Source organism: Amycolatopsis sp. NPDC045836 (assembly GCF_056431745.1).
The window spans coordinates 211,216-229,960 of record NZ_JBWKKF010000011.1; the positions used below are offsets into that span (position 1 = coordinate 211,216).

The 18,745-nt window shown below is 71.5% G+C and carries 16 protein-coding genes; 9 read left to right on the forward strand and 7 right to left on the reverse strand.

What is annotated here, in order from left to right:
- Positions 1–100: 100 nt before the first annotated feature.
- Positions 101–2,392 carry an ATP-binding cassette domain-containing protein gene (locus AC07EG_RS22515; protein ID WP_478255112.1) on the forward strand — a complete coding sequence of 764 codons (2,292 nt, stop codon included), beginning with the start codon at positions 101–103 and terminating at the stop codon, positions 2,390–2,392.
- A gap of 12 nt (positions 2,393–2,404) precedes the next feature.
- Here the strand turns inward: AC07EG_RS22515 and AC07EG_RS22520 are convergent, their stop codons facing one another.
- The gene (locus AC07EG_RS22520) at positions 2,405–2,884 is read right to left on the reverse strand and encodes a MarR family winged helix-turn-helix transcriptional regulator (protein ID WP_478255113.1); all 480 of its coding nucleotides are present in this window, start codon (positions 2,882–2,884) and stop codon (positions 2,405–2,407) included.
- Positions 2,885–2,998: 114 nt separating this feature from the next.
- Between AC07EG_RS22520 and AC07EG_RS22525 the strand changes: the two genes are divergently transcribed.
- The gene (locus AC07EG_RS22525; protein ID WP_478255114.1) at positions 2,999–3,718 is read left to right on the forward strand and encodes a VOC family protein; all 720 of its coding nucleotides are present in this window, start codon (positions 2,999–3,001) and stop codon (positions 3,716–3,718) included.
- 43 nt (positions 3,719–3,761) lie between these two features.
- Entirely contained in the window at positions 3,762–4,898 is a 1,137-nt protein-coding gene (locus AC07EG_RS22530; RefSeq protein ID WP_478255115.1) for an MFS transporter, read from the forward strand.
- Positions 4,899–5,191: 293 nt separating this feature from the next.
- On the opposite strand, the gene AC07EG_RS22535 is transcribed toward AC07EG_RS22530, so the two are convergent.
- The 6 genes from AC07EG_RS22535 to AC07EG_RS22560 are packed head-to-tail and all read right to left on the reverse strand — an operon-like array spanning position 5,192 to position 13,341.
- Positions 5,192–6,646, reverse strand: a complete 1,455-nt coding sequence (locus AC07EG_RS22535) for an aldehyde dehydrogenase family protein (protein WP_478255116.1) — start codon at positions 6,644–6,646, stop codon at positions 5,192–5,194.
- Positions 6,643–7,710 carry a zinc-dependent alcohol dehydrogenase family protein gene (locus AC07EG_RS22540; protein ID WP_478255117.1) on the reverse strand — a complete coding sequence of 356 codons (1,068 nt, stop codon included), beginning with the start codon at positions 7,708–7,710 and terminating at the stop codon, positions 6,643–6,645. Before AC07EG_RS22540 ends, AC07EG_RS22535 begins: the two co-directional genes overlap by 4 nt.
- Positions 7,711–7,728: 18 nt before the next feature.
- Positions 7,729–8,916, reverse strand: coding sequence for a cytochrome P450 (locus AC07EG_RS22545; RefSeq protein WP_478255118.1), 1,188 nt, complete (start codon positions 8,914–8,916; stop codon positions 7,729–7,731).
- Positions 8,917–8,945: 29 nt separating this feature from the next.
- Complete coding sequence (locus AC07EG_RS22550) at positions 8,946–10,004, reverse strand: methyltransferase domain-containing protein (RefSeq protein ID WP_478255119.1); 1,059 nt, start codon at positions 10,002–10,004, stop codon at positions 8,946–8,948.
- A gap of 29 nt (positions 10,005–10,033) precedes the next feature.
- Positions 10,034–11,833: a gamma-glutamyltransferase family protein gene (locus AC07EG_RS22555; protein ID WP_478255120.1), complete on the reverse strand. Its 1,800-nt coding sequence runs from the start codon at positions 11,831–11,833 to the stop codon at positions 10,034–10,036.
- A gap of 47 nt (positions 11,834–11,880) precedes the next feature.
- The gene (locus AC07EG_RS22560) at positions 11,881–13,341 is read right to left on the reverse strand and encodes an FAD-binding protein (RefSeq protein WP_478255121.1); all 1,461 of its coding nucleotides are present in this window, start codon (positions 13,339–13,341) and stop codon (positions 11,881–11,883) included.
- Positions 13,342–13,757: 416 nt separating this feature from the next.
- Here AC07EG_RS22560 and AC07EG_RS22565 point away from each other — a divergent pair, with 416 nt between their 5' ends.
- Genes AC07EG_RS22565 through AC07EG_RS22590 form a run of 6 tightly spaced genes read left to right on the forward strand, consistent with a single transcriptional unit; the run spans position 13,758 to position 18,744 of the window.
- Positions 13,758–14,228 carry a VOC family protein gene (locus tag AC07EG_RS22565; RefSeq protein ID WP_478255122.1) on the forward strand — a complete coding sequence of 157 codons (471 nt, stop codon included), beginning with the start codon at positions 13,758–13,760 and terminating at the stop codon, positions 14,226–14,228.
- The gene (locus tag AC07EG_RS22570; protein WP_478255123.1) at positions 14,225–15,118 is read left to right on the forward strand and encodes an L-tyrosine 3-hydroxylase; all 894 of its coding nucleotides are present in this window, start codon (positions 14,225–14,227) and stop codon (positions 15,116–15,118) included. The genes AC07EG_RS22565 and AC07EG_RS22570 overlap by 4 nt, the downstream gene beginning before the upstream one ends.
- Positions 15,115–16,002 (forward strand): LLM class flavin-dependent oxidoreductase, encoded by an 888-nt coding sequence (locus tag AC07EG_RS22575; RefSeq protein ID WP_478255124.1) that lies wholly within the window; start codon positions 15,115–15,117, stop codon positions 16,000–16,002. Before AC07EG_RS22570 ends, AC07EG_RS22575 begins: the two co-directional genes overlap by 4 nt.
- Positions 15,993–16,802 carry a phenazine biosynthesis protein PhzF gene (locus AC07EG_RS22580; RefSeq protein ID WP_478255125.1) on the forward strand — a complete coding sequence of 270 codons (810 nt, stop codon included), beginning with the start codon at positions 15,993–15,995 and terminating at the stop codon, positions 16,800–16,802. Before AC07EG_RS22575 ends, AC07EG_RS22580 begins: the two co-directional genes overlap by 10 nt.
- On the forward strand, positions 16,799–17,962 hold the full coding sequence (locus tag AC07EG_RS22585; protein ID WP_478255126.1) for an aminotransferase class V-fold PLP-dependent enzyme: 1,164 nt from the start codon (positions 16,799–16,801) through the stop codon (positions 17,960–17,962). Before AC07EG_RS22580 ends, AC07EG_RS22585 begins: the two co-directional genes overlap by 4 nt.
- Positions 17,959–18,744 (forward strand): tryptophan 2,3-dioxygenase, encoded by a 786-nt coding sequence (locus AC07EG_RS22590; RefSeq protein ID WP_478255127.1) that lies wholly within the window; start codon positions 17,959–17,961, stop codon positions 18,742–18,744. The genes AC07EG_RS22585 and AC07EG_RS22590 overlap by 4 nt, the downstream gene beginning before the upstream one ends.
- The last annotated feature ends 1 nt before the right edge of the window (position 18,745 follow it).

Sequence of the window (18,745 nt, forward strand, 5' to 3'; positions counted from 1 at the left end):
CGATTTCACGCAGGCCGGAAACCGGACGCGATTGCCGCCCGGGGTGACCACTGTTATGGTTTCCAGTTGGAAACCAGTTCGCCGGGCTGAGGGAGTGGTCATGTCGAGCCGTGGAGCACGGCGCGCGAATGACACCATCGTGCTGGAGGGGGTGCGGCAGCACAACCTGAAGAACGTGTCGCTGCGCATTCCGAAGGGGCAGCTGACCGTGTTCACCGGCGTCTCCGGCTCGGGGAAGTCCTCGCTGGTCTTCGGCACCATCGCGGTCGAGTCCCAGCGGCAGCTCAACGAAACCTTTCCCTGGTTCATCCGCAACCGGCTCTCGAAGTACGAACGCCCGCGGGCCGAGGTGATGGCCCACCTCTCCACCGCTGTCGTGGTGGACCAGAAACCGATCGGCGGCAATTCGCGCTCCACCGTGGGCACCATGACCGAGATCAGCCCGATGCTGCGGGTGCTGTTCTCCCGGCACGGGAAACCGGGGGCTGGTCCGTCCACAATGTACTCGTTCAACGATCCGCAGGGCATGTGCGGCGAATGCCAGGGCCTCGGGCGCACCGTGCGCCTGGACCTCGCTGCGCTGCTGGACGAGAAGAAATCGCTCAACGACGGCGCGATCACTTCACCGCTGTTCGCGGTGGGCGGTTTCCAGTGGCAGCTCTACGCCCGATCAGGACTGTTCGACCCGGACAAACCGATTGAGGAGTTCACCGCCGAGGAAAAAGATCTCCTGCTGCACGGTGAGGGTTTCAAGGTCAAACGCGCGGGCAAGGAATCGACCCATTCCAACGAGTACGAGGGACTGGTGGTGCGGTTCAACCGCCGCTACCTGAAGAACGGCCTCGACGCGCTCAAGGACAAGGAGCGCGCCGAGGTCGAGCAGGTGGTCAGGGCCGGGGTGTGCGCGGTCTGCCGCGGCGGGCGGCTGAACCAGGCCGCGCTGGCGTCGAAGATCCACGGCAAGAACATCGCCGACCACGCGGCGATGGAGATCAGCGAACTGATCCCCGAACTGCGGCGCATCGACGACCCGGTCGCCAAACCGGTGGTGCAGGCCGCCATCACCGCACTGGAACGGGTGGAGGCGATCGGCCTCGGTTACCTCAGCCTCGACCGCGAAACCTCCACGCTGTCCGGGGGCGAGGGCCAGCGGCTCAAGACGGTGCGCCACCTCGGCAGCAGCCTGAGCGACCTGACCTTCATCTTCGACGAGCCCAGCGTGGCCCTGCACCCGCGCGACGTGCACCGGCTCAACGAACTGCTCGGCGAACTGCGGGACAAGGGCAACACCGTGCTGGTGGTCGAGCACAACCCGGACGTGATGGCGGTCGCCGACCACCTCGTGGACATGGGCCCCGGTGCGGGCACGCACGGCGGCGAAATCGTCTTCGAGGGCACCTACCGGCAGCTGTGCCGGTCGAACACGCTCACCGGCAAGCGGCTGCGCCACCACACCGGCCTGAAGCCGCAGGTGCGCGAGCCCAGCGGCGCGCTGACCATCAGGAACGCCAAGCTGAACAACCTGCGCAACCTGACGGTGAAGATCCCGGCCGGGGTGCTCACCGCGATCACCGGGGTGGCCGGTTCGGGCAAGAGTTCGCTGATCTCCGGGGTTTTCGCCGCCCAGTACCCGGACGCGGTGATGGTGGACCAGTCCAGCATCGGCATCTCCTCGCGGTCCACCCCGGCCACCTACGTCGAGATCATGGACACCGTCCGCAAGCTGTTCGCCAAGGCCAACGACGCCGACCCCGGCCTGTTCAGCTTCAACTCCACCGGTGGCTGCCCCGCCTGCCAGGGCCGCGGGGTGATCCAGACCGACCTGGCGTACCTGGACCCGGTCACCGTCACCTGCGAGGTGTGCGAAGGCCGCCGGTACCGCGACGAAGTGCTCGAAAAACCCCTGGGCGGCAAGAACATCGTCGAGGTGCTCGCGCTCACCGTCGAAGAGGCGCTGTCGTTCTTCACCGAGGACACCGTGGTGCGCAAGCTGGAACTGCTGAGCGAGGTCGGGCTGTCCTACCTGACCCTGGGGCAGCCGCTGTCCACCCTGTCCGGCGGTGAGCGGCAGCGGCTCAAGCTCGCCCACCGCCTGCGTGACACCGGCAGCGTGTTCGTCTTCGACGAGCCGACGACCGGGCTGCACCTGGCCGACGTGGACACCCTGCTCGCGTTGTTCGACCGCATCGTCGACGACGGCAACACCGTCATCGTGGTCGAACACGACCTGGAGGTGGTCAAGCACGCCGACTGGGTGATCGACCTCGGCCCGGACGCCGGCCGCCACGGCGGTCAGGTGCTGTTCGAAGGCACCCCCGAGCAGTTGAGGGCGCACCCCGATTCGGTCACCGCCGCGTACCTGCGGGCGAATCTGGAACGAGCCGGGCGCTGATCGGTCGTGCGCTCAGACCTCGCGAAGCGGGAACGGCTGCGGTGCCTCCTGCAGCGCGGTGGTCACCTTGCCGCACAGCTTGGCGAACATCGCCTGCTCGCGCGGGGTGAGCGCGGCCTCGACCGCCTTCGCGTTCTCCCGCCGGCTGCGGGCGGCGCGCTGGAGGAACTCGCGGCCCGCCGGGGTGAGCGAGGTCGTCTGCTCGCGCCGGTCGATGCCCAGCGCCGCCTGCGCCACCAGGTGCTGGTCCTTGAGGATGCGCAGCGCCTTGGACATCGTCGGGCGCGAGACACCCAGCGCCCCGCTCAGCGCGGACGGGGTCATCGGCCCGCGCAGGCGCAGCACCTCGAGCACGTCGTACTGCTGCCAGGTGACGCGTTCGGGGGTGGCCCGGGTGCGGCGGGCGACCAGCACGCAGGTCAGCAGGGAAAGCGCGTTCTCCACCGTCTCGCGGGGATCGGCCGCCGGATCGACATCGTTTTCCCGTGGCATCGGGCCCGCCTCTTTCTCTCCGGCAACTTGATTTCCACTCAGAAATCAGTTTAGTATGGGCGGACCCCCGCAGGGAAGGGAGTTCTGATGAACACCCGTTCGCATCCCGCGACCGTGGGATGGTTCGAAATCACCGCCGTCGATCCGGACGCCAGCCGGGAATTCTACCGTGGGATCTTCGACTGGGAATTCACTCCGTCCGGCGACGCCTACCAGACGATCACCGCCGCCGGAGCGGGCGCGAGCATGGGCGCCCTGCGCCGCGGTGCGCGGGACGGGCTGGTCATCCACGTCACCCAGCCGGACGTGGCGGCGGCGGTCCAGCGCCTGGAACCGCTGGGTGCCGAGGTGGACGAGCCGCCGTCCCGGTCACCGGCCGGTGCTCAGCGGGCGGTGGTCGCCGACGTGCTGGGCAACCGGCTCGGCCTGATCGAGCCGCGGGAGGCGGTCGAACCGGTGGTCGGCGCCACCGCGTGGTTCGAAATCGGCACCACCGAGTTCACGGCCACCCGTGAATTCTACGAAGCCGCCTTCGGCTGGACGTGTGAACGCGACGAGGCCGCCGAAGGCGTCGTCTACTACAGCATTTTCTCCGGTGGGGCGAGCGAGCCCATCGGCGGGGTGTTCGATCTGTCGTCGATGCCCGGTGCCACCGACTACGCCATTCCCGGGCTCCGCGTGGCCGACGTGGCGGATCTGCTCGAACGCGTGGAAAAGGGCGGCGGGCAGCCGGTGCTGGGGCCGGTGGCCGACGCGAACGGCCTGACCATCGGGCAGTTCACCGACCCGTCCGGCAACCGGTGGAGTTCCTTCGCGCTGCCCGCCGGCGGCTGAAGCGGCTCCGGTGGGGAGAGTTGTGCCCTTTGCCGTATACGTGTTGGGCGCAGGCGTCTTCTGCCTCAACACCACCGAAATCATGGTCGCCGGGCTGATCCCCGGCATCTCGGGCGACCTCGGCGTGTCCATCGCCGCCGTGGGTTACCTGGTCTCCATCTACGCCGTCGGCATGGTGATCGGCGGTCCGCTGCTGACCGTCGGGCTGATGCGGGTACCGCCGAAACGCGCGCTGGTCTGGCTGCTGGTGGTCTTCGTCATCGGGCAGACCATCGGCGCGGTGGCCTGCCAGTACTGGGTGCTCGTGGTGTCGCGGGTGCTGACCGCGCTGGCCGCCTCGGCCTTCTTCGGGGTGAGCGCCGCGGTGTGCGTGCGGCTCGTCGGCCCCGAACGGCGGGGGCGGGCGATGGCGGTGGTGCTGGGCGGCATCACCGTGGCGCAGGTGGTCGGCCTGCCCGCGGCCACCTTCATCGAGCAGCACTTCGGCTGGCGGGCCAGCTTCTGGGTGGTCGACGCGCTGGCGGTGGTCTGCATCGCGGCGGTCGTGGCCAAGGTGCCCGCCTCCGGTGGCACCCAGGAACTCGACCTGCGGGCGGAACTGCGGGTCTTCCGCAACGCCCGGCTGTGGGGTGCCTACACCACCAACGCGCTGGTCATCGGCTCGGTGGTGGCCGGTTTCAGCTACCTGTCCCCGATCTTCACCGGTGCCACCGGATTCAGCCCGGCGACCGTGCCGGTGCTCTTCGCCGTCTACGGTGTCGCCACCGTGGTGGGCAACGTCGTGGTCGGCCGGTACGCCGACCGCCACCTGCGGCCGATCCTGTTCGGCGGGCTGGTCGCGCTGACGGTGGTGCTGGCCGGTTTCGCGCTGGTCGTGTCCCACCAGCTGCCGACGATCGCAGCCACCGTGCTGCTGGGCCTGATCGGGCTGCCGCTGAACCCGGCCATGGCCGCCAGGGTGATGTCGGTGTCCAACGAAGGCGCCCTGGTCAACACCGTCAACGGCTCGGCGATCAACGTCGGGGTGGTGATCGGGCCGTGGCTCGGCGGGCTCGGCATCAGCGCCGGCCTCGGCCTGTCGGCCCCACTGTGGATCGGCGCGGCGATGGCGTGCTGCGGGATCCTCACGCTGATCCCGGATCTGGTGCAGCGTTCGCGGGAACGCGTGCCCGCCGGCTGAGCCAGCCCTCGGTGCGGGACGGCTCGGCGGGTTCGGTCGGCAGTCGGCAGTTCGGCCCGGCTCGGCGTTGGGCGGTTCGGCTCCGCCGTTCGGGCCAGTCCTGCGGTTTGCTCCGGCTCCACGGCCCGGCTCGGCGGTTCGGCCCGGCGCGATGATTCGGCGGTTCGGGCCGGTTCTGCAGTTGGCCGGTGTGGTCGGCTTCGCGGTCTGCTCGGGTTCACTGGCTTCCCCCATCACCAAACCCTTGATGCGGTGCAGCGAAGTCGCCGCACCGCATCAAGGGGTCGAAGAGATCAGGTGAGGGCCGTCCACACGGTTTTCGGTTCGAGGTAGGCGTCGATGCCGGGGCGGCCCATTTCCCGGCCCACGCCGGAGGACTGGCGTCCGCCGAAGGGGGCGGCCGGGTCCCCGGAGGCCCACGAGTTGAGGTAGACCACTCCCGACCGCAGCCGGGCGGCGAGGCTGTGGGCGCTGCCCAGGTGCTGGGTCCACACCCCGGCGGCCAGGCCGTACTCGGTGTCGTTGGCCTGCCGCACCACCTCGGTGACCTCGTCGAACGGGGTGGCCACCAGCACCGGGCCGAACACCTCCTCGCGGCAGATCCGCAGGTCCGGTCCGGCGTCGGTGAACAGGGTGGGGCGGAGGAAGTAGCCGCCCGCCGGGGTGGTGCCGGGGACCTCGCCCGCGCGCAGGGTCGCGCCGTCGGCAACGGCGCCGGTGATGTGCTCGCGCACCCGCCGGTACTGCTCGGCCGACACCAGCGGCCCGAGTTCGGTGGCCGGGTCCAGGGCCGGGCCGACCCGCGCCTTCGCCGCCAGCGCCGCCAGCCCGTCGATCACCTCGTCGTAGCGGCTGCGGTGCACGAACAACCGCGACGCGGCATTGCACGCCTGCCCGGTGTTGCCGTAGACGCCCTGGAACGAACCGGGGATCGCGGCGTCGAGGTCGGCGTCGGCGAGGATGATGTTCGGGCTCTTGCCGCCCAGTTCGAGCGTCACCCGCTGCAGCCGCGCCCCGGCCTTCGCGCCGATTTCGCGGCCCACCGCGGTGGAACCGGTGAAGGCGATCTTGTCCACGCCGGGGTGGTCGACCAGTGCGGCGCCGGTGCTCCCGTCGCCGGTGAGCACGTTGACCACGCCGGGCGGGAAGCCGGCTTCGGCGACCAGTTCGGCCAGGCGCAACGCGGTCAGCGGGGTCTGCTCCGCCGGTTTGAGCACCACGGTGCACCCGGCGGCCAGCGCCGTGCCGAGCTTCCACGCCGTCATCAGCATCGGGAAGTTCCACGGCAGGATCTGCGCGCAGACCCCCACCGGTTCCATCCGCGTGTAGCACAGGGTGTCCGGCACGGCGACCGGGAGCGTCTGGCCCTCGATCTTCGTCGGCCAGCCGCTGAAGTAGCGGAACTGGGCCACCGCACCGGGCAGGTCCGTCGCCAGCGTGCTGGTGATCGGCTTGCCCGAATCCAGCGATTCGAGTTCGGCGAGTTCCCGCGCGTGCTGCTCGACGAGGTCGGCGAGCCTGCCGAGCAGCCGTCCGCGTTCGATCGCGGGCAGGGCGCTCCACCAGCCGTCGAAGGCCGTGCGCGCGGCACCCACGGCCGCGTCGACGTCCTCGGGGCCGGCGTGGGCGACTTCGGCGATGCGCTCGCCGGTGGACGGGTCGATGGTGTCGAAGGTGCGGCCGTCGGCGGCGGGGGTGAACTCGCCGCCGATGTGCAGCAGCCGCGGCCGGGTCAGCACCTGGTTCACGCCGCCTCCCGGAACCGGTCGATCACGGTGATACCGGTGGTGCCGAACCCGCTCATCTCGGCCAGCACCGGCCCGGCCTGCCGCAGCGGCACCGTGCGCTGCACCAGGTCCTGCGGTGCCAGCACACCGGACTCGATCAGCGAAAGCAGCCGCGGGTAGCTGCTGTGCGGATTGCCGTGCGACCCGGCCACGGTCAGCTCGCGTGTGGTGATCACGTCCATCGGCAGCGCGATCTGCCCGGCGTCGGCGGCGCTGGTCAGCCCGACCTGCACGTGGCGCCCGCCCTTGCGCAGCGACAGCACCGAGTTCACCGCGGTGGCGCGGGCGCCGACGGCGTCGAGGGAGACGTGCGCCCCGCCGCCGGTGCGCTCCCGCACCGCGGAGGGCACGTCCGGCTCGGCACTGGCGTCCACTGTGGACACCGCACCCTGCTTCTCCGCCAGCGCCAGCTTCGCCGGGTCGATGTCGACGGCCACCACGGCGGCCCCGGCCGCGGTGGCCAGCTGCACCGCCGACAGGCCGACCCCGCCGGCGCCGTGCACCGCCACCCACTCACCGGGGCGCACCCCGCCGCGGGCGCCGACGGCGTGGAAGGCGGTCATGAACCGGCAGCCGATCGCGCTGGCGGCCAGGGCGGACACCGCCTCGGGCACCGGCACGCAGTTGAAGTCCGCGTTCGGGATCGACACGAATTCGGCGTACCCGCCGTCGCGCGACATCCCGAGCGCCTGCATGCCGTCGCACAGGTTGGCCCGCCCCGACCGGCAGTACGCGCAGGTGCCGCAGGCCAGGTGGAACGGCACGGTGACCCGTTCACCGACCCGGATCCCGCGCACCCGCGGGCCGGTGGCGACCACCTCGCCGACGACCTCGTGCCCGAGCGTCCGCGGCAGCGGGATCTGCCCGAACAGCCAGCCCCAGTCGCCCATCCAGGCGTGCCAGTCGCTGCGGCAGATGCCCGAGGCGAGCACGGCGAGCACCACGCCGCCGGGTTCCGGGGACGGGTCGGGGACCTCGCGCAGGTCCAGCGGTTCGCCGTACCGGACGAGTTGAGCCGCTTGCATGTCGATCACCTCTTCGGGTCAGCGGATGCGGACGGGCAGGGTGTCCAGGCCCCGGGTGATGTTGTTCGGCGTCCGCGTGGGTTCCCCGGTCAGCTCGATCGTGGTGACCCGCCGGGCGAGCGCGCCGAACAGGGCGTGCGCCTCGATCGAGGACAGCGACCGGCCGGGGCAGTTGTGCACGCCGTAGCCGAAACCGACGCTGTCGGCGGGGTTGCGGCGCACCCGGAAGCTGTCCGGTTCGGGGTAGTGGCGTTCGTCGCGGTTGGCCGAGCCGTAGGAGTGCACCACCCGCGCGCCCTCGGGAATCCGGATCCCGCCGAGTTCGACGTCGCGGGTGGTGACCCGGGAGAAGAACTGCAGCGGCGATTCCAGGCGCACGCCTTCGAGGAAGGCGCTGGGCACCAGGTCCGGGTCTTCGCGCAGCGCCGCCCACTGGCCGGGGTTGCGCGCGAGGAGCCACAGCGTGCTCGACACCCCGGAGATCGTGGTGTCCAGTCCGGCGCAGGCGTAGGCGCTCATCGTCATCAGCGCCTCGTCGGTGGTGATCTCCCCGCGGTCGGCCGCCGCCCAGACGATCTGGCCGAAGCTGTCGGGCAGCAGCTTGTCCGCGGTGGTCTCGGTGGCCAGGTACCGCATGAGCGCTTCCACGGCCGGGTAGGCCGCCCGCTGGCGGTCCCCGGCCGGGCCCATGAAGTCGAACCCGCCGACCGCCCAGTCCAGGATGTGCTCGCGGTTTTCGTTGCGGGGGAAGCCGATGAGGTCCATGACCACGTCCACCGGCAGTTTGCGGGCGAAGTCGGCGACCCCGTCGAACTCCCCGCGCCGCAGCAGCCGCTCGACGAGTTCGTCGGCCAGGCGCTCCACGTCGTCGATCACCTGGCGCACGTACTTCGGGCGCAGCGCGGCGTCGAGCACCTTGCGCAGGGCGCGGTGGCGCGGCGGGTCCATCGCCAGGATCAGATCGACCGACATCTCGTTGGCGGTGGGGTTCATCGCGATGCCGCGAGCGGAGCTGAAGCTCTCCCAGTCCAGCAGCGCCTGGCGCACCTGCTCGTAGCGGAACACGCCGTAGAGGTCGTACTCGCTCAGGTAGACCACCGGTCCGTGGTCGCGCAGCCGCCGGTAGTGCGGGAACGGGTCGTGCAGCACCTCGGCCGAGAACAGGGCCAGGTCGGTCACGGAGGCCGATGTCTCTGTTGTGGTCACGATCGGTCCTCTCCGGTAGTCGGGGGTTTTCAGCGCGGGCGGGCCACCAGGTCGTAGAAGCACATGCGGGGCCCGGCGCCCGGCCGGGTGTAGATCCGGCGGCAGTCCAGGGTGGACCGGGCGAACACGTCGAGCCAGGCCGAGCGGTCGCGGGGCAGGCCCTGCCCGGTGAGCACGTGGATGAGGAAGAAGTCGTCGTCGTTCTCCCGGTGGTCGAAGCGGATCTCGGGCTCGCCGACCAGCAGGATCTTCTGCTGCGGGTACATCTCGGAGATCTCGTCGAGCAGGTCGACCACGGCCTGCTCGCCGTTGCGGAAGTGCTCGTGCAGCGCGCTCATGATGCACAGCCCGTCGGCCTCGGCGCAGATGTCGGGCCAGGTGCGCGGGGCGAAGGCGTCGCCGACGACGAACTCGGTGCGGTCGGCCACCCCGGCGCGCTCGGCCAGGTCCCTGGCCACGTCCACGGCGTCGGGATCGATGTCCAGCCCGATGCCGGTCAGCGACGGGTCGCGCAGGCAGGCGTCCACGATCAGCTGCCCGCCACCGCAGCCGACGTCGAGCACGCAGGAGACGTCGCGCCCGCGCATGGCCCGCAGCACGACCGGGGTGTGGAAGGCGGAGAACAGGGTGGCGCAGTGCGCGCCGAGCGCGCCGCCGTCGCGGGTGACGTCGACGCCGTAGGCGGCGTCGCCGTTGAGCAGGTCACCGATGCGGCTGGTGACCTCGCCGTAGGCCCCGGCGTAGACGCCGAGCCGGGCCAGGGAGACGTCGGTGGTGAGGAACTGGCCCCGCTGGGTCAGGAAGAACTCGTCGCCCTGCGGTTCCAGGATGCCGCGGTGGACCAGGTAACGCAGGAAGCCCTCGCCGATGGAGGTGTCGAGCCCGGCCAGCAGCGCTTCGCTGGTGCGCCGCGGCCCCTCGCGCAGCCGTTCGAGCAGCGGGGTGCCGGCGATGGCCCGCACCGCGTGGCACACGTGCATCGCGCTGATCATCTCGGGCAGCTCGGAGAGCACGAACGCCTGCCACTCCCGGCGCTGCTCGGTGTCCTGCAACTCGACGAGTTCGGTGGCGTGGTCGGTCAGTGTCATGGATCCTCGTTCCCTTCGCCGGTTCGTTCCTATTCGCAGACCGCGTAGGCGTGCCTGCCGCGGGGGCTGGCCGCGGCCCGCACGAACCCCTCGCCTTCGGTGAACCCGGTCGTGCAGACCCGGCCCAGTGAGTACGCCGGCACGAGTTCGACCTCGTGGCCGCGCCGCTCGAGTTCGGCGACCACCTCCGGCGCGCAGGTCTCCTCGGCCACCAGCACCCCGGGGCGGCAGGCGTGCGGGGTGAACGAGGCGGGCACCTGGTCGGTGTGGAAGGTGGTGGTCTCGGTGGCGCGCTGCAGGTCGAGGCCGAAGTCGGCGACGTTGAGGAAGAACTGCAGCGTCCACTGGTCCTGGCGGTCCCCGCCGGGGGTGCCGAACGCCACCACCGGGCGGCCTTCGCGCAGCACCACGGTCGGGCTGAGCGTGGTCCGCGGCCGCTTGCCCGGCGCCAGCGAGTTGGGGTGGCCGTCGACCAGGTGCATGGACTGGCCGCGGGTGCCCAGCGGGAAGCCGAGCGCGCCGATGGCCGGGGAGCTCTTCAGCCAGCCGCCGCTGGGGGTGGCGGCGACCAGGTTGCCGTGCCGGTCGGCGGCGGTGACCGTGCAGGTGTCGGCCTTGGCCGTGGTGTGCTGCAGGATCGTCGGCAGCCCGCTGTGCAGCTGGAAGCGCCACTCCGGTTCCGCCGCCGGATCGCCCGGCGTGGCCGGTGCGGGGATGAAGGAGGTGCGGCCACCCGGTGCGCCGGGCCGCAGTTCCGGCACCGCGCGGGCGCCGACCAGTTCACGCCGCGCCCGGGTGTAGTCCGGGTCGAGCAGGCCGGTCAGCGGCACGTCGCTGAAGGCGGGGTCGCCGTACCACGCCTCGCGGTCGGCCATGGCGAGCTTGGTGCTCTCGGCCACGGTGTGCAGGTAGTCGGCGCTGCCCTGGCCCATCCCGGCCACGTCGAACCCGTCGAGCAGCGCGAGCTGCTGCAGGAACACCGGTCCCTGCGACCACGGTCCCGGCTTGAACGCCCGGTACGGCCCGTAGGCGTGGCTGGGTGCGTTCTCCACGGTGGGTTCCCAGCCGGCGAGGTCGTCACCGCTGAGCAGGGCCCGGTGCCGCCTGCCGGTGGCGTCGAGCATCGGCCCGGAAGCCAGGAACTCGGCGATCTCCTCGGCGACGAAGCCGCGGTAGAAGGCGTCGTGCGCGGCCTGGATCTGCGCTTCGCGGTCGGTGGAGGCGGATTCGGCGGTCTTGCTCAGCTGCCGGTAGGTGTGGGCCAGAGCCGGGTTGCGGAAGCGGCTGCCCTCGGCGGGTGCCGGGCCGCCGGTCAGGTACGTCCGCGCCGAGCCGTGCCACTCCTGCTGGAACAGCGGGGCGAGCGCGGTGATGGCCCGCGCGGTCTCGGGCAGCAGGGGAAAACCGTGCTCGGCGTACCCGATGGCCGGTTCGAGCACCTCGGCCACGCGCATGGTGCCGAATTCGGCGAGCAGCCGCATCCAGCCGCCGAAGGCACCGGGCACGCAGGCGGGCAGCAGGCCCGAGCCGGGGATGTGGTCGAGGCCGAGGTCGGTGAACGCGCCGATGCCGGCGGCCCGCGGCATCGGGCCCTGACCGCAGATGGCCTGCACGTCGTCGCGCCCGGCGCGGTGCGCCACGATGGAGACGTCACCGCCGGGGCCGTTGAAGTGCGGTTCGACCACCTGGAGCACGAAACCGGCGGCGATGGCGGCGTCGAAGGCGTTGCCACCACCGGCCAGCATCCGCATCCCGGTGGCCGTGGCCAGCCAGTGCGTGCTGGCCACGGCGCCGTGGGTGCCCTGCAGTTCGGGTTTGGACGGAAGCATGCGCTACCCCCTGGGAAAGTCGCGGAGTGGTCGGGAAACGACGGGGTTCACCCGTTGCCGAAGATGCCGGGACCGGGCGCGAGGATGGTGGCCGGGTCGTAGCGCAGCTTCGCGTCTCGGAAGGCGGGCCAGCGGTCGCCGTAGTGGGCGCGCCAGTCCTGCGCGGTGAACCGCACCGAGCCGATCGGGTACAGCTTCGCGCCGTAGCGGTCACGGGCGCGGGTGAACAGCCGGGCGTTGCGGTCGAGCATTTCCTCGACGTAGACCGGGTCGGCCGCCGGGGTGGCGGAGGTGGTGTTGAGGTCGAGCACGTACACCCACGGCGAGCCGTCCGGTTCGGGCACCGGCGGGTAGGGCCGGGTGAGGTGGCTGCGGCGCTGCGGGTAGATCAGGCTGATGCCGTACGGGCCGAGGTCGCGCGGGCTCAGCGAGGGCTGCAGCTCGGCGACGTAGTCCTCGATGGCGTTGCCGGGCAGCCACACGTCGTACCACGGTTTGAGCAGCTGGTCCCACTGCACCGTTTCCCGCATCTGGTCGACGAAGCGGTCGATGGAGAAGACGTAGTCGAGGTAGGTGGTGTCGTCGACGGCCGGTTCGGCGCCGAGCCCGCGGGTGGCGACCTCGTCGTCGGGCGGGGTGGCCGGGTCGTAGAGCACCGTCGCATACAGCTTGTGCGTGGGCTCGGTGCCCGGCGGGTGCAGTTCGGCGTAGACGTGGTCGATGCCGGTGCGCTCGGTCAGCGTGCGCAGGTCGCGGAAGAACACCGCGTTGTCGGTGTAGCCGAGCACGTAGGTGCGGGCGCGTTCGCGGGCCGGGACCAGTTCGATGGTCGCCTTGGTGATCACCCCGCACTGCCCGAGCCCGCCGAGCACCGCTTCGAACAGGTCGGCGTGGTGGCTGGGCGAGCAGCGTTCGAGCCGGCCGGCGCCGGTGACGACCTCCAGTTCGCGCACGTGGTCGACCTGCAGCCCGGTGCGCAGGCCGCCGACGAGACCGCCGAGCCCGCCCATGGACAGCGTGCCGCCCACGGTCAGCGAGGTGTAGCCGGTCACCGCGGGCGGGGTGAGCCGCGGCGACCGGGCGTAGGCGGCGGTGACCAGGTCCTTCCACAGGATGCCCGCGTCGACCTCGGCCACGTTCGGCCCGAGCGAGTGGATCCGGTCCAGGCAGCGGTTCTCGATCACCAGTCCGCCCGAGAGCGCCTGGCCGTAGGTGGTGTGCGCCTGTCCCCTGGTGGAGACCGTGATGTCGTAGGCGCGGCAGAAGCGGACCATCTTGGCGACGTCGTGCGCCGAGCGCGGGCGCAGCACCGCGCACGGCGGCCGGTCGGCGATGTTGCCCAGGTCGGTGCCCGCGGCCTGCCGGGCGGCGGGGTCGACCAGGAGTTCGCCGTCCAGCGCGGGGGCGGTGGCGAAGGAGGGGCCGGTCGCCTCCGGTTCCCGCAGCCACTGGCGGTCGATCGGATCGAACCCCACGACCGTGGTGGCGGGGGAATCCGCGCGGCTCATGAATGCTCAACTCCCGTCAAGGTGGTGTCGCTGCCATTGACTCGACCGTAACCCCGGCTCCCCGGCGGGCACACTCAACGAACTTTGAAGTCATTGTCAGATCGGGTAAAGCTCACCCGGGGTCACCGGAGTAATTCGATCGGCCCAATCACGAACCGATAACACGGCCGAAGTTGGCGCTGGGTGTGCCCTGGGTGGAACCGGAGCCGGTGGCGGTGACGCCTCGCGCAAGCACTGGTCACCCCGGGTCGCCAAATCGCGGTGGCACCGCCTGACACCGATTTAAGAGTTCCCTGAGGTCGATTTGATTGCCGTGGGTGCGGCGGTGCGGCGAGCATGGGAGTTGCCAGGCCGAGCGCTTTCCGCCCCCGTGGGAAGCGATTACGCCAAGCGCATTCGCGACGGAAGGGCATCCGATGAACGGGCTTGAGATCGCGCCGAGAGTGCACCACCTCGCCATTCAGACCGACGACGTGGACACCACGATCGACTGGTACCGCGAATTCCTCGGTACCACGGTGGAATGGTCCATGGACAGCTTCTCGCCGCTGACCTGCGCACGGCTTCCCGGGATCAGGAAGCTGGTCGAGCTGCGCAAGGGCGACCTGCGGTTCCACGTGTTCGACCGGGCCGCGCACAGCCAGTCCGGGCCGGACCCGCTGGGGTACCAGTACCAGCACATCGGGATCACCGTGGACGACCCGCAGCAGCTGGTGCAGCTGCGCGAGCAGTGGCTGCGGGCCCGCGACCGGGTGGACTCGGGGTGGACCAGGGACGTGCCGCCCTCGGACATCGTCGTCGACGACGACGGCATGCAGAGCCTGTACGTGCTCGACCCCAACGGCCTCGAACTGGAGTTCGTCTGCTTCGCCGGAGCCCGGTCGTGAGCCGGGCGAACGGGCACTGCCCGCCGGTGCTGGTGCCCCGGCTGCTGTTCATGCCGCCGACCAGCCACGCGCTGGAGACCTGGCCCGACGCCACGCACCACAGCGGGGAGGCCGGGCGCGAGCTGCCGGGCTACGACCTGTTCGGCCGGTCCGAGGTGGACGCCCAGCGGCTGTTCTGGTTCCGCTGGATCGTCGGCCACCAGGTCTCGTTCGTGCTGTGGCGGGCGATGTGCGACGTGGTGTGGCAGCACCCCGACGAGGTGCCCGGCGAGCGGGAGATCGACGTGCTGGCGGCCTGCGTCGACGGCTACAGCGCGATGCTGCTCTACTCCTCGACCGTGCCGCGGGAGCACTACCACGCCCACACCCGGGTGCGCATGGTGCTGCAGCACCCCTCGTTCAGCGGCACCTGGGCGCCGGACTACCGCCCGGTCCGCAAGCTGTTCCGGGGCAAGCTGCCCTGGCAGGACGACCCGGCGTGCGCGGTGCTCGGCGAGGCGGTGGCCCGCAACGCGGTGACCCACGACCACATCGCCGACCACCTGGTGCCCGACGGGCGTTCGCTGCTGCAGCAGTCCGCCGGCGCGCCGGGGGTGACGGTGTCCAGGGAGAAGGAAGACCTCTACGACAACTTCTTCCTGACCATCCGGCGGCCGGTCAGCCACGTGGAACTGGTGGCGCAGCTGGAATCGCGGCTGGACGAACTGGCCACCGACCTGACCCACCACGGGTACTACCCCAACGTCGAAGGCAGCCACCACCCGGTGCTGGCCGACGGTGCAGACAACGCAGACGACTCGATGAAGCCGCTGGTCACCGACGCGCTCGGGGTGCTCGACCGGGCCATCCGCCTGGTTTCGGAGCTGCGGCTGGAGGAAGTGCGCTCATGAGGCACGGCATCGTGGTGCTGCCCGAGCACGAGTGGAAGGCCGCCGCCGAACGCTGGCGGGCCGCCGAACAGCTCGGCTACCACCACGCCTGGACCTACGACCACCTGATGTGGCGGTGGTTCGCCGGACGCCGCTGGTACGGCTCGGTGCCGACGCTGACCGCGGCGGCCACCGCGACCGGTTCCATCGGCCTCGGGGTGCTGGTGGCCACGCCGAACTTCCGCCACCCGGTGGCGCTGGCCAAGGACCTGGTCACCGTCGACGACGTCGCTCGCGGCCGCCTGATCTGCGGGCTGGGCGCCGGTGCTCCCGGGCACGACGCGAGCATCCTCGGCGGGGCGCAGCTCAGCCCGCGGGAACGCGCCGCCCGGTTCGAGGACTTCGTCGAACTGCTCGACGCCGTGCTCGTGGCCGGGGACGTGGACCGGGTTTCGCCGTGGTACACCGCGAACGGCGTGACCTTCCACCCGCGGGCCGAGCGGCGGCTGCCGTTCGCGGTGGCGGCGACCGGGCCCAGGGGCATGGCGCTGGCCGCGCGGTTCGCCGAGTACTGGGTGACTTCGGGACCGCCCAACGACTTCAGCGGCCGTCCGCTGGCCGAAGTGCTGCCCGCGCTGCGCGAGCAGGTGCGGCGCATGGACGCGGCGTGTGCACGGGCCGGGCGCGATCCCGGTGCCCTGCGCAAGCTTTTTGTCGCCGACGGGGCGGTGCGCGGGATCACCGCGTCGCCGTCGGCCTACGAGGACGCGACCGCGGACCTGGCGCAGGCGGGTTTCACCGACCTCGTCGTGCACTGGCCGCGTCCCGACGAGCCCTTCCGGGGCGATGAACGGGTAGTTGCCGAATTCGCGGAAAAGCACCTGGCAGGCAAGTCATGCGAGTGACCACGGTGGACATGTTCGGCGCGGCGCCGGGCCGGGGCAGCACGCTGGGCGTGCTGGTGCCCGACGGCCCGTGCGACGACGGCGCGATCGAGGAAACGGCCAAGCACGCGTGCCGCGGCGGCGCCGACGAGCACGCGCTGGTCGACGGCGTTTCCCGGGCGCAGCGGACGTTCTCCTCGCGGATCTTCAACGCGGCGGGGGAAACGCCGTTCGCCACGCATTCGCTGGCCGGGGTGGCCGCCTGCCTGGTCCGCGCGCACGCACTGCCCACCGGCGAGGTCGGCCGCACTGCCGATTCGGGTTGCCAGTGGCTGTGGACCGACGGCCGCACGGTCCGGGTGCCGTTCGACGGGCCCGCCGTGCACCAGGAGGCCCCGGACGCCCCGGAGATCTTCCAGCGGTACCGGGGCACCGCGCACGCCGGTGGCATCGGCCGCGCGTTCAACTTCGTCCGCGTCACCGAGGACCCGCGGTCGCTGCCCGCACCGGACCTCGACCGCCTGGGCGCGCTGGGCCTGACCGATCTGACGCTGTTCCGGTGGGACGCCGGGCGGCGGGAGGTGCTGGCGCGGGTGTTCGCCCCCGGGTTCGGGCTGCCGGAGGACGCCGGCTGCCTGCCCGCCGCCGCCGCGCTCGGCATGACCGGGCTCGCCATGGCCGGCGGGGCCGCGCCGGTGACCGTGCGCCAGGTGACCCGGCGCGGCACCGAATCCGTCTTCCACTGCACCGGTGCGGTCGGTGACCAGGCCAGCGTGCGGGTCACCGCGCCGGTGTGGGTCGGCGAAGGGAGTGCGGCATGACCGTGGAGCAGCGGGCCCGGCCCGGTTTCGCCACCGGCGGGCTCATCCACCTCAACGGCAACTCACTCGGCCCGCCGCGGGAAGGGCTCACCGGGGCGCTGGCGCGCCTGGTGGCCGGGCAGTGGGCACGCCGCCAGGTGCGGGGCTGGTTCCAGCACGGCTGGCTGGACCTGCCCCGCACGGTCGGCGACAAGATCGGCGGGCTGCTCGGCGCCGCACCGGGTCAGGTCGTGGTCGCCGGGGAAACCACTTCGACCACGCTGTTCAACGCACTGGTCGCCGCGTGCCGGCTGCGCCCGGACCGCCCGGTGCTGCTGATCGAGGGCGGCGCGTTCCCCACCGACCTCTACATCGCCGCCTCGGTGGCCCGGCTGCTGGACCGGCGGCTGGTGGTCGAATCGGGCCGGGAGTTCGACGCGCACCTGGCCGGGCACCCGGCTTCGGTGGCGGCCGCGGTCGCCGCACCGGTGGACTTCCGCACCGGGGAACGCCGCGACATCGGCTCGCTGACCGGGCGGTGCCACGACGCCGGGGCGGTCTCGGTGTGGGACCTCAGCCACGCCGCCGGGGTGCTGCCCACCGACCTCGACGCCAACGGGGTCGACCTGGCCATCGGCTGCGGGTACAAGTACCTCGGCGGTGGTCCCGGCGCGCCGGCGTTCCTCTACCTGCCGCACCGGCTCCAGTCCGAAGTGGACTTCCCGCTGGCCGGCTGGCACGGGCACGCCCGCCCGTTCGCGATGGCGCCGGAGTTCGAACCGGCCCGCGACGCCGACCGGGCGCGCACGGGCACCCCGCCGGTGCTCAGCCTGATCGGCCTGGACCACGCCCTCGACCCGCTGCTGGACGCGGGGATCGAGGCCCTGCGCGCCCGCAGCGCGGAACTCGGGGAGTTCTTCCTCGACCGCCTGGCCGAACGCGCCCCCGAGCTGGCACGGGAACTGGTTTCCCCGCGTGACCCGGAAGCCCGTGGCGGGCACCTCGCCCTCCGCGTGCCCGGCGCCGAGCGGGTGGAGGCGGTGCTGGCCGAGCACGGCGTGCTGGTCGACAGCCGGCCGCCGGATCTGATCCGGTTCGCCTTCGCCCCGTTGTACGTGACGCACGAACAGGTGTGGCGCGCGGTCGACGCGCTCGGCCACGCCGTGGAGGGAGCGCGATGACCCAGGCACCCGAGTACGTTTCCTACGCCCGCATGGACGAACTGCACCAGTTGCAGCACCCGCGCAGCGAAGCCCGTGGCGAGCTGAACTTCATCCTGCTCAGCCACGTCAAGGAACTGCTGTTCCGCGCGGTGATCGACGACCTCGACGGGGCCCGCCGGGAACTGGAGCACGACGACGTGCCGCACGCCTGCCTGGCGCTGTCGCGGGCCACGCGCACCCAGCGGGTGCTGGTGGCCTGCTGGGAGTCGATGAACGGCATGTCGGCCGACGAGTTCGTGCAGTTCCGCGACGTGCTCAACGACGCGTCGGGGGTGCAGTCCTTCGCCTACCGGACGCTGGAGTTCGTGATGGGCAACCGGCCCGGGCGGCAGGTCGAAGCCGCGCGCCGGGACGGGCACACGCTGCTGCGCGCCGAACTGGCCAAGCCGTCGCTCTACGACGTGGCGCTGCGGTACCTGGCCCGGCGGGGGTTCTCGCTGCCCTCGGACTGCCTGGACCGGGAGCCGACGCGGCAGCACGAGCCCAGCGCGCTGGTCGAGGACGCGTGGCTGGAGGTCTACCGGCACCCGGAGCGCTACCCGCAGGAGCACCGGCTGGCCGAAAGCCTGCTGGAGGTCGCCTACCAGTTCTCCTGCTGGCGCTCCACGCACCTGCTGGTGGTGGAACGCATGCTCGGCGGCAAGGGCGGGACCGGCGGCAGCGACGGCGCCGCCTGGCTGCGGACGATCAACGAGCACCGGTTCTTCCCGGAGCTGTGGACCTTCCGCACCCGGCTCTGAG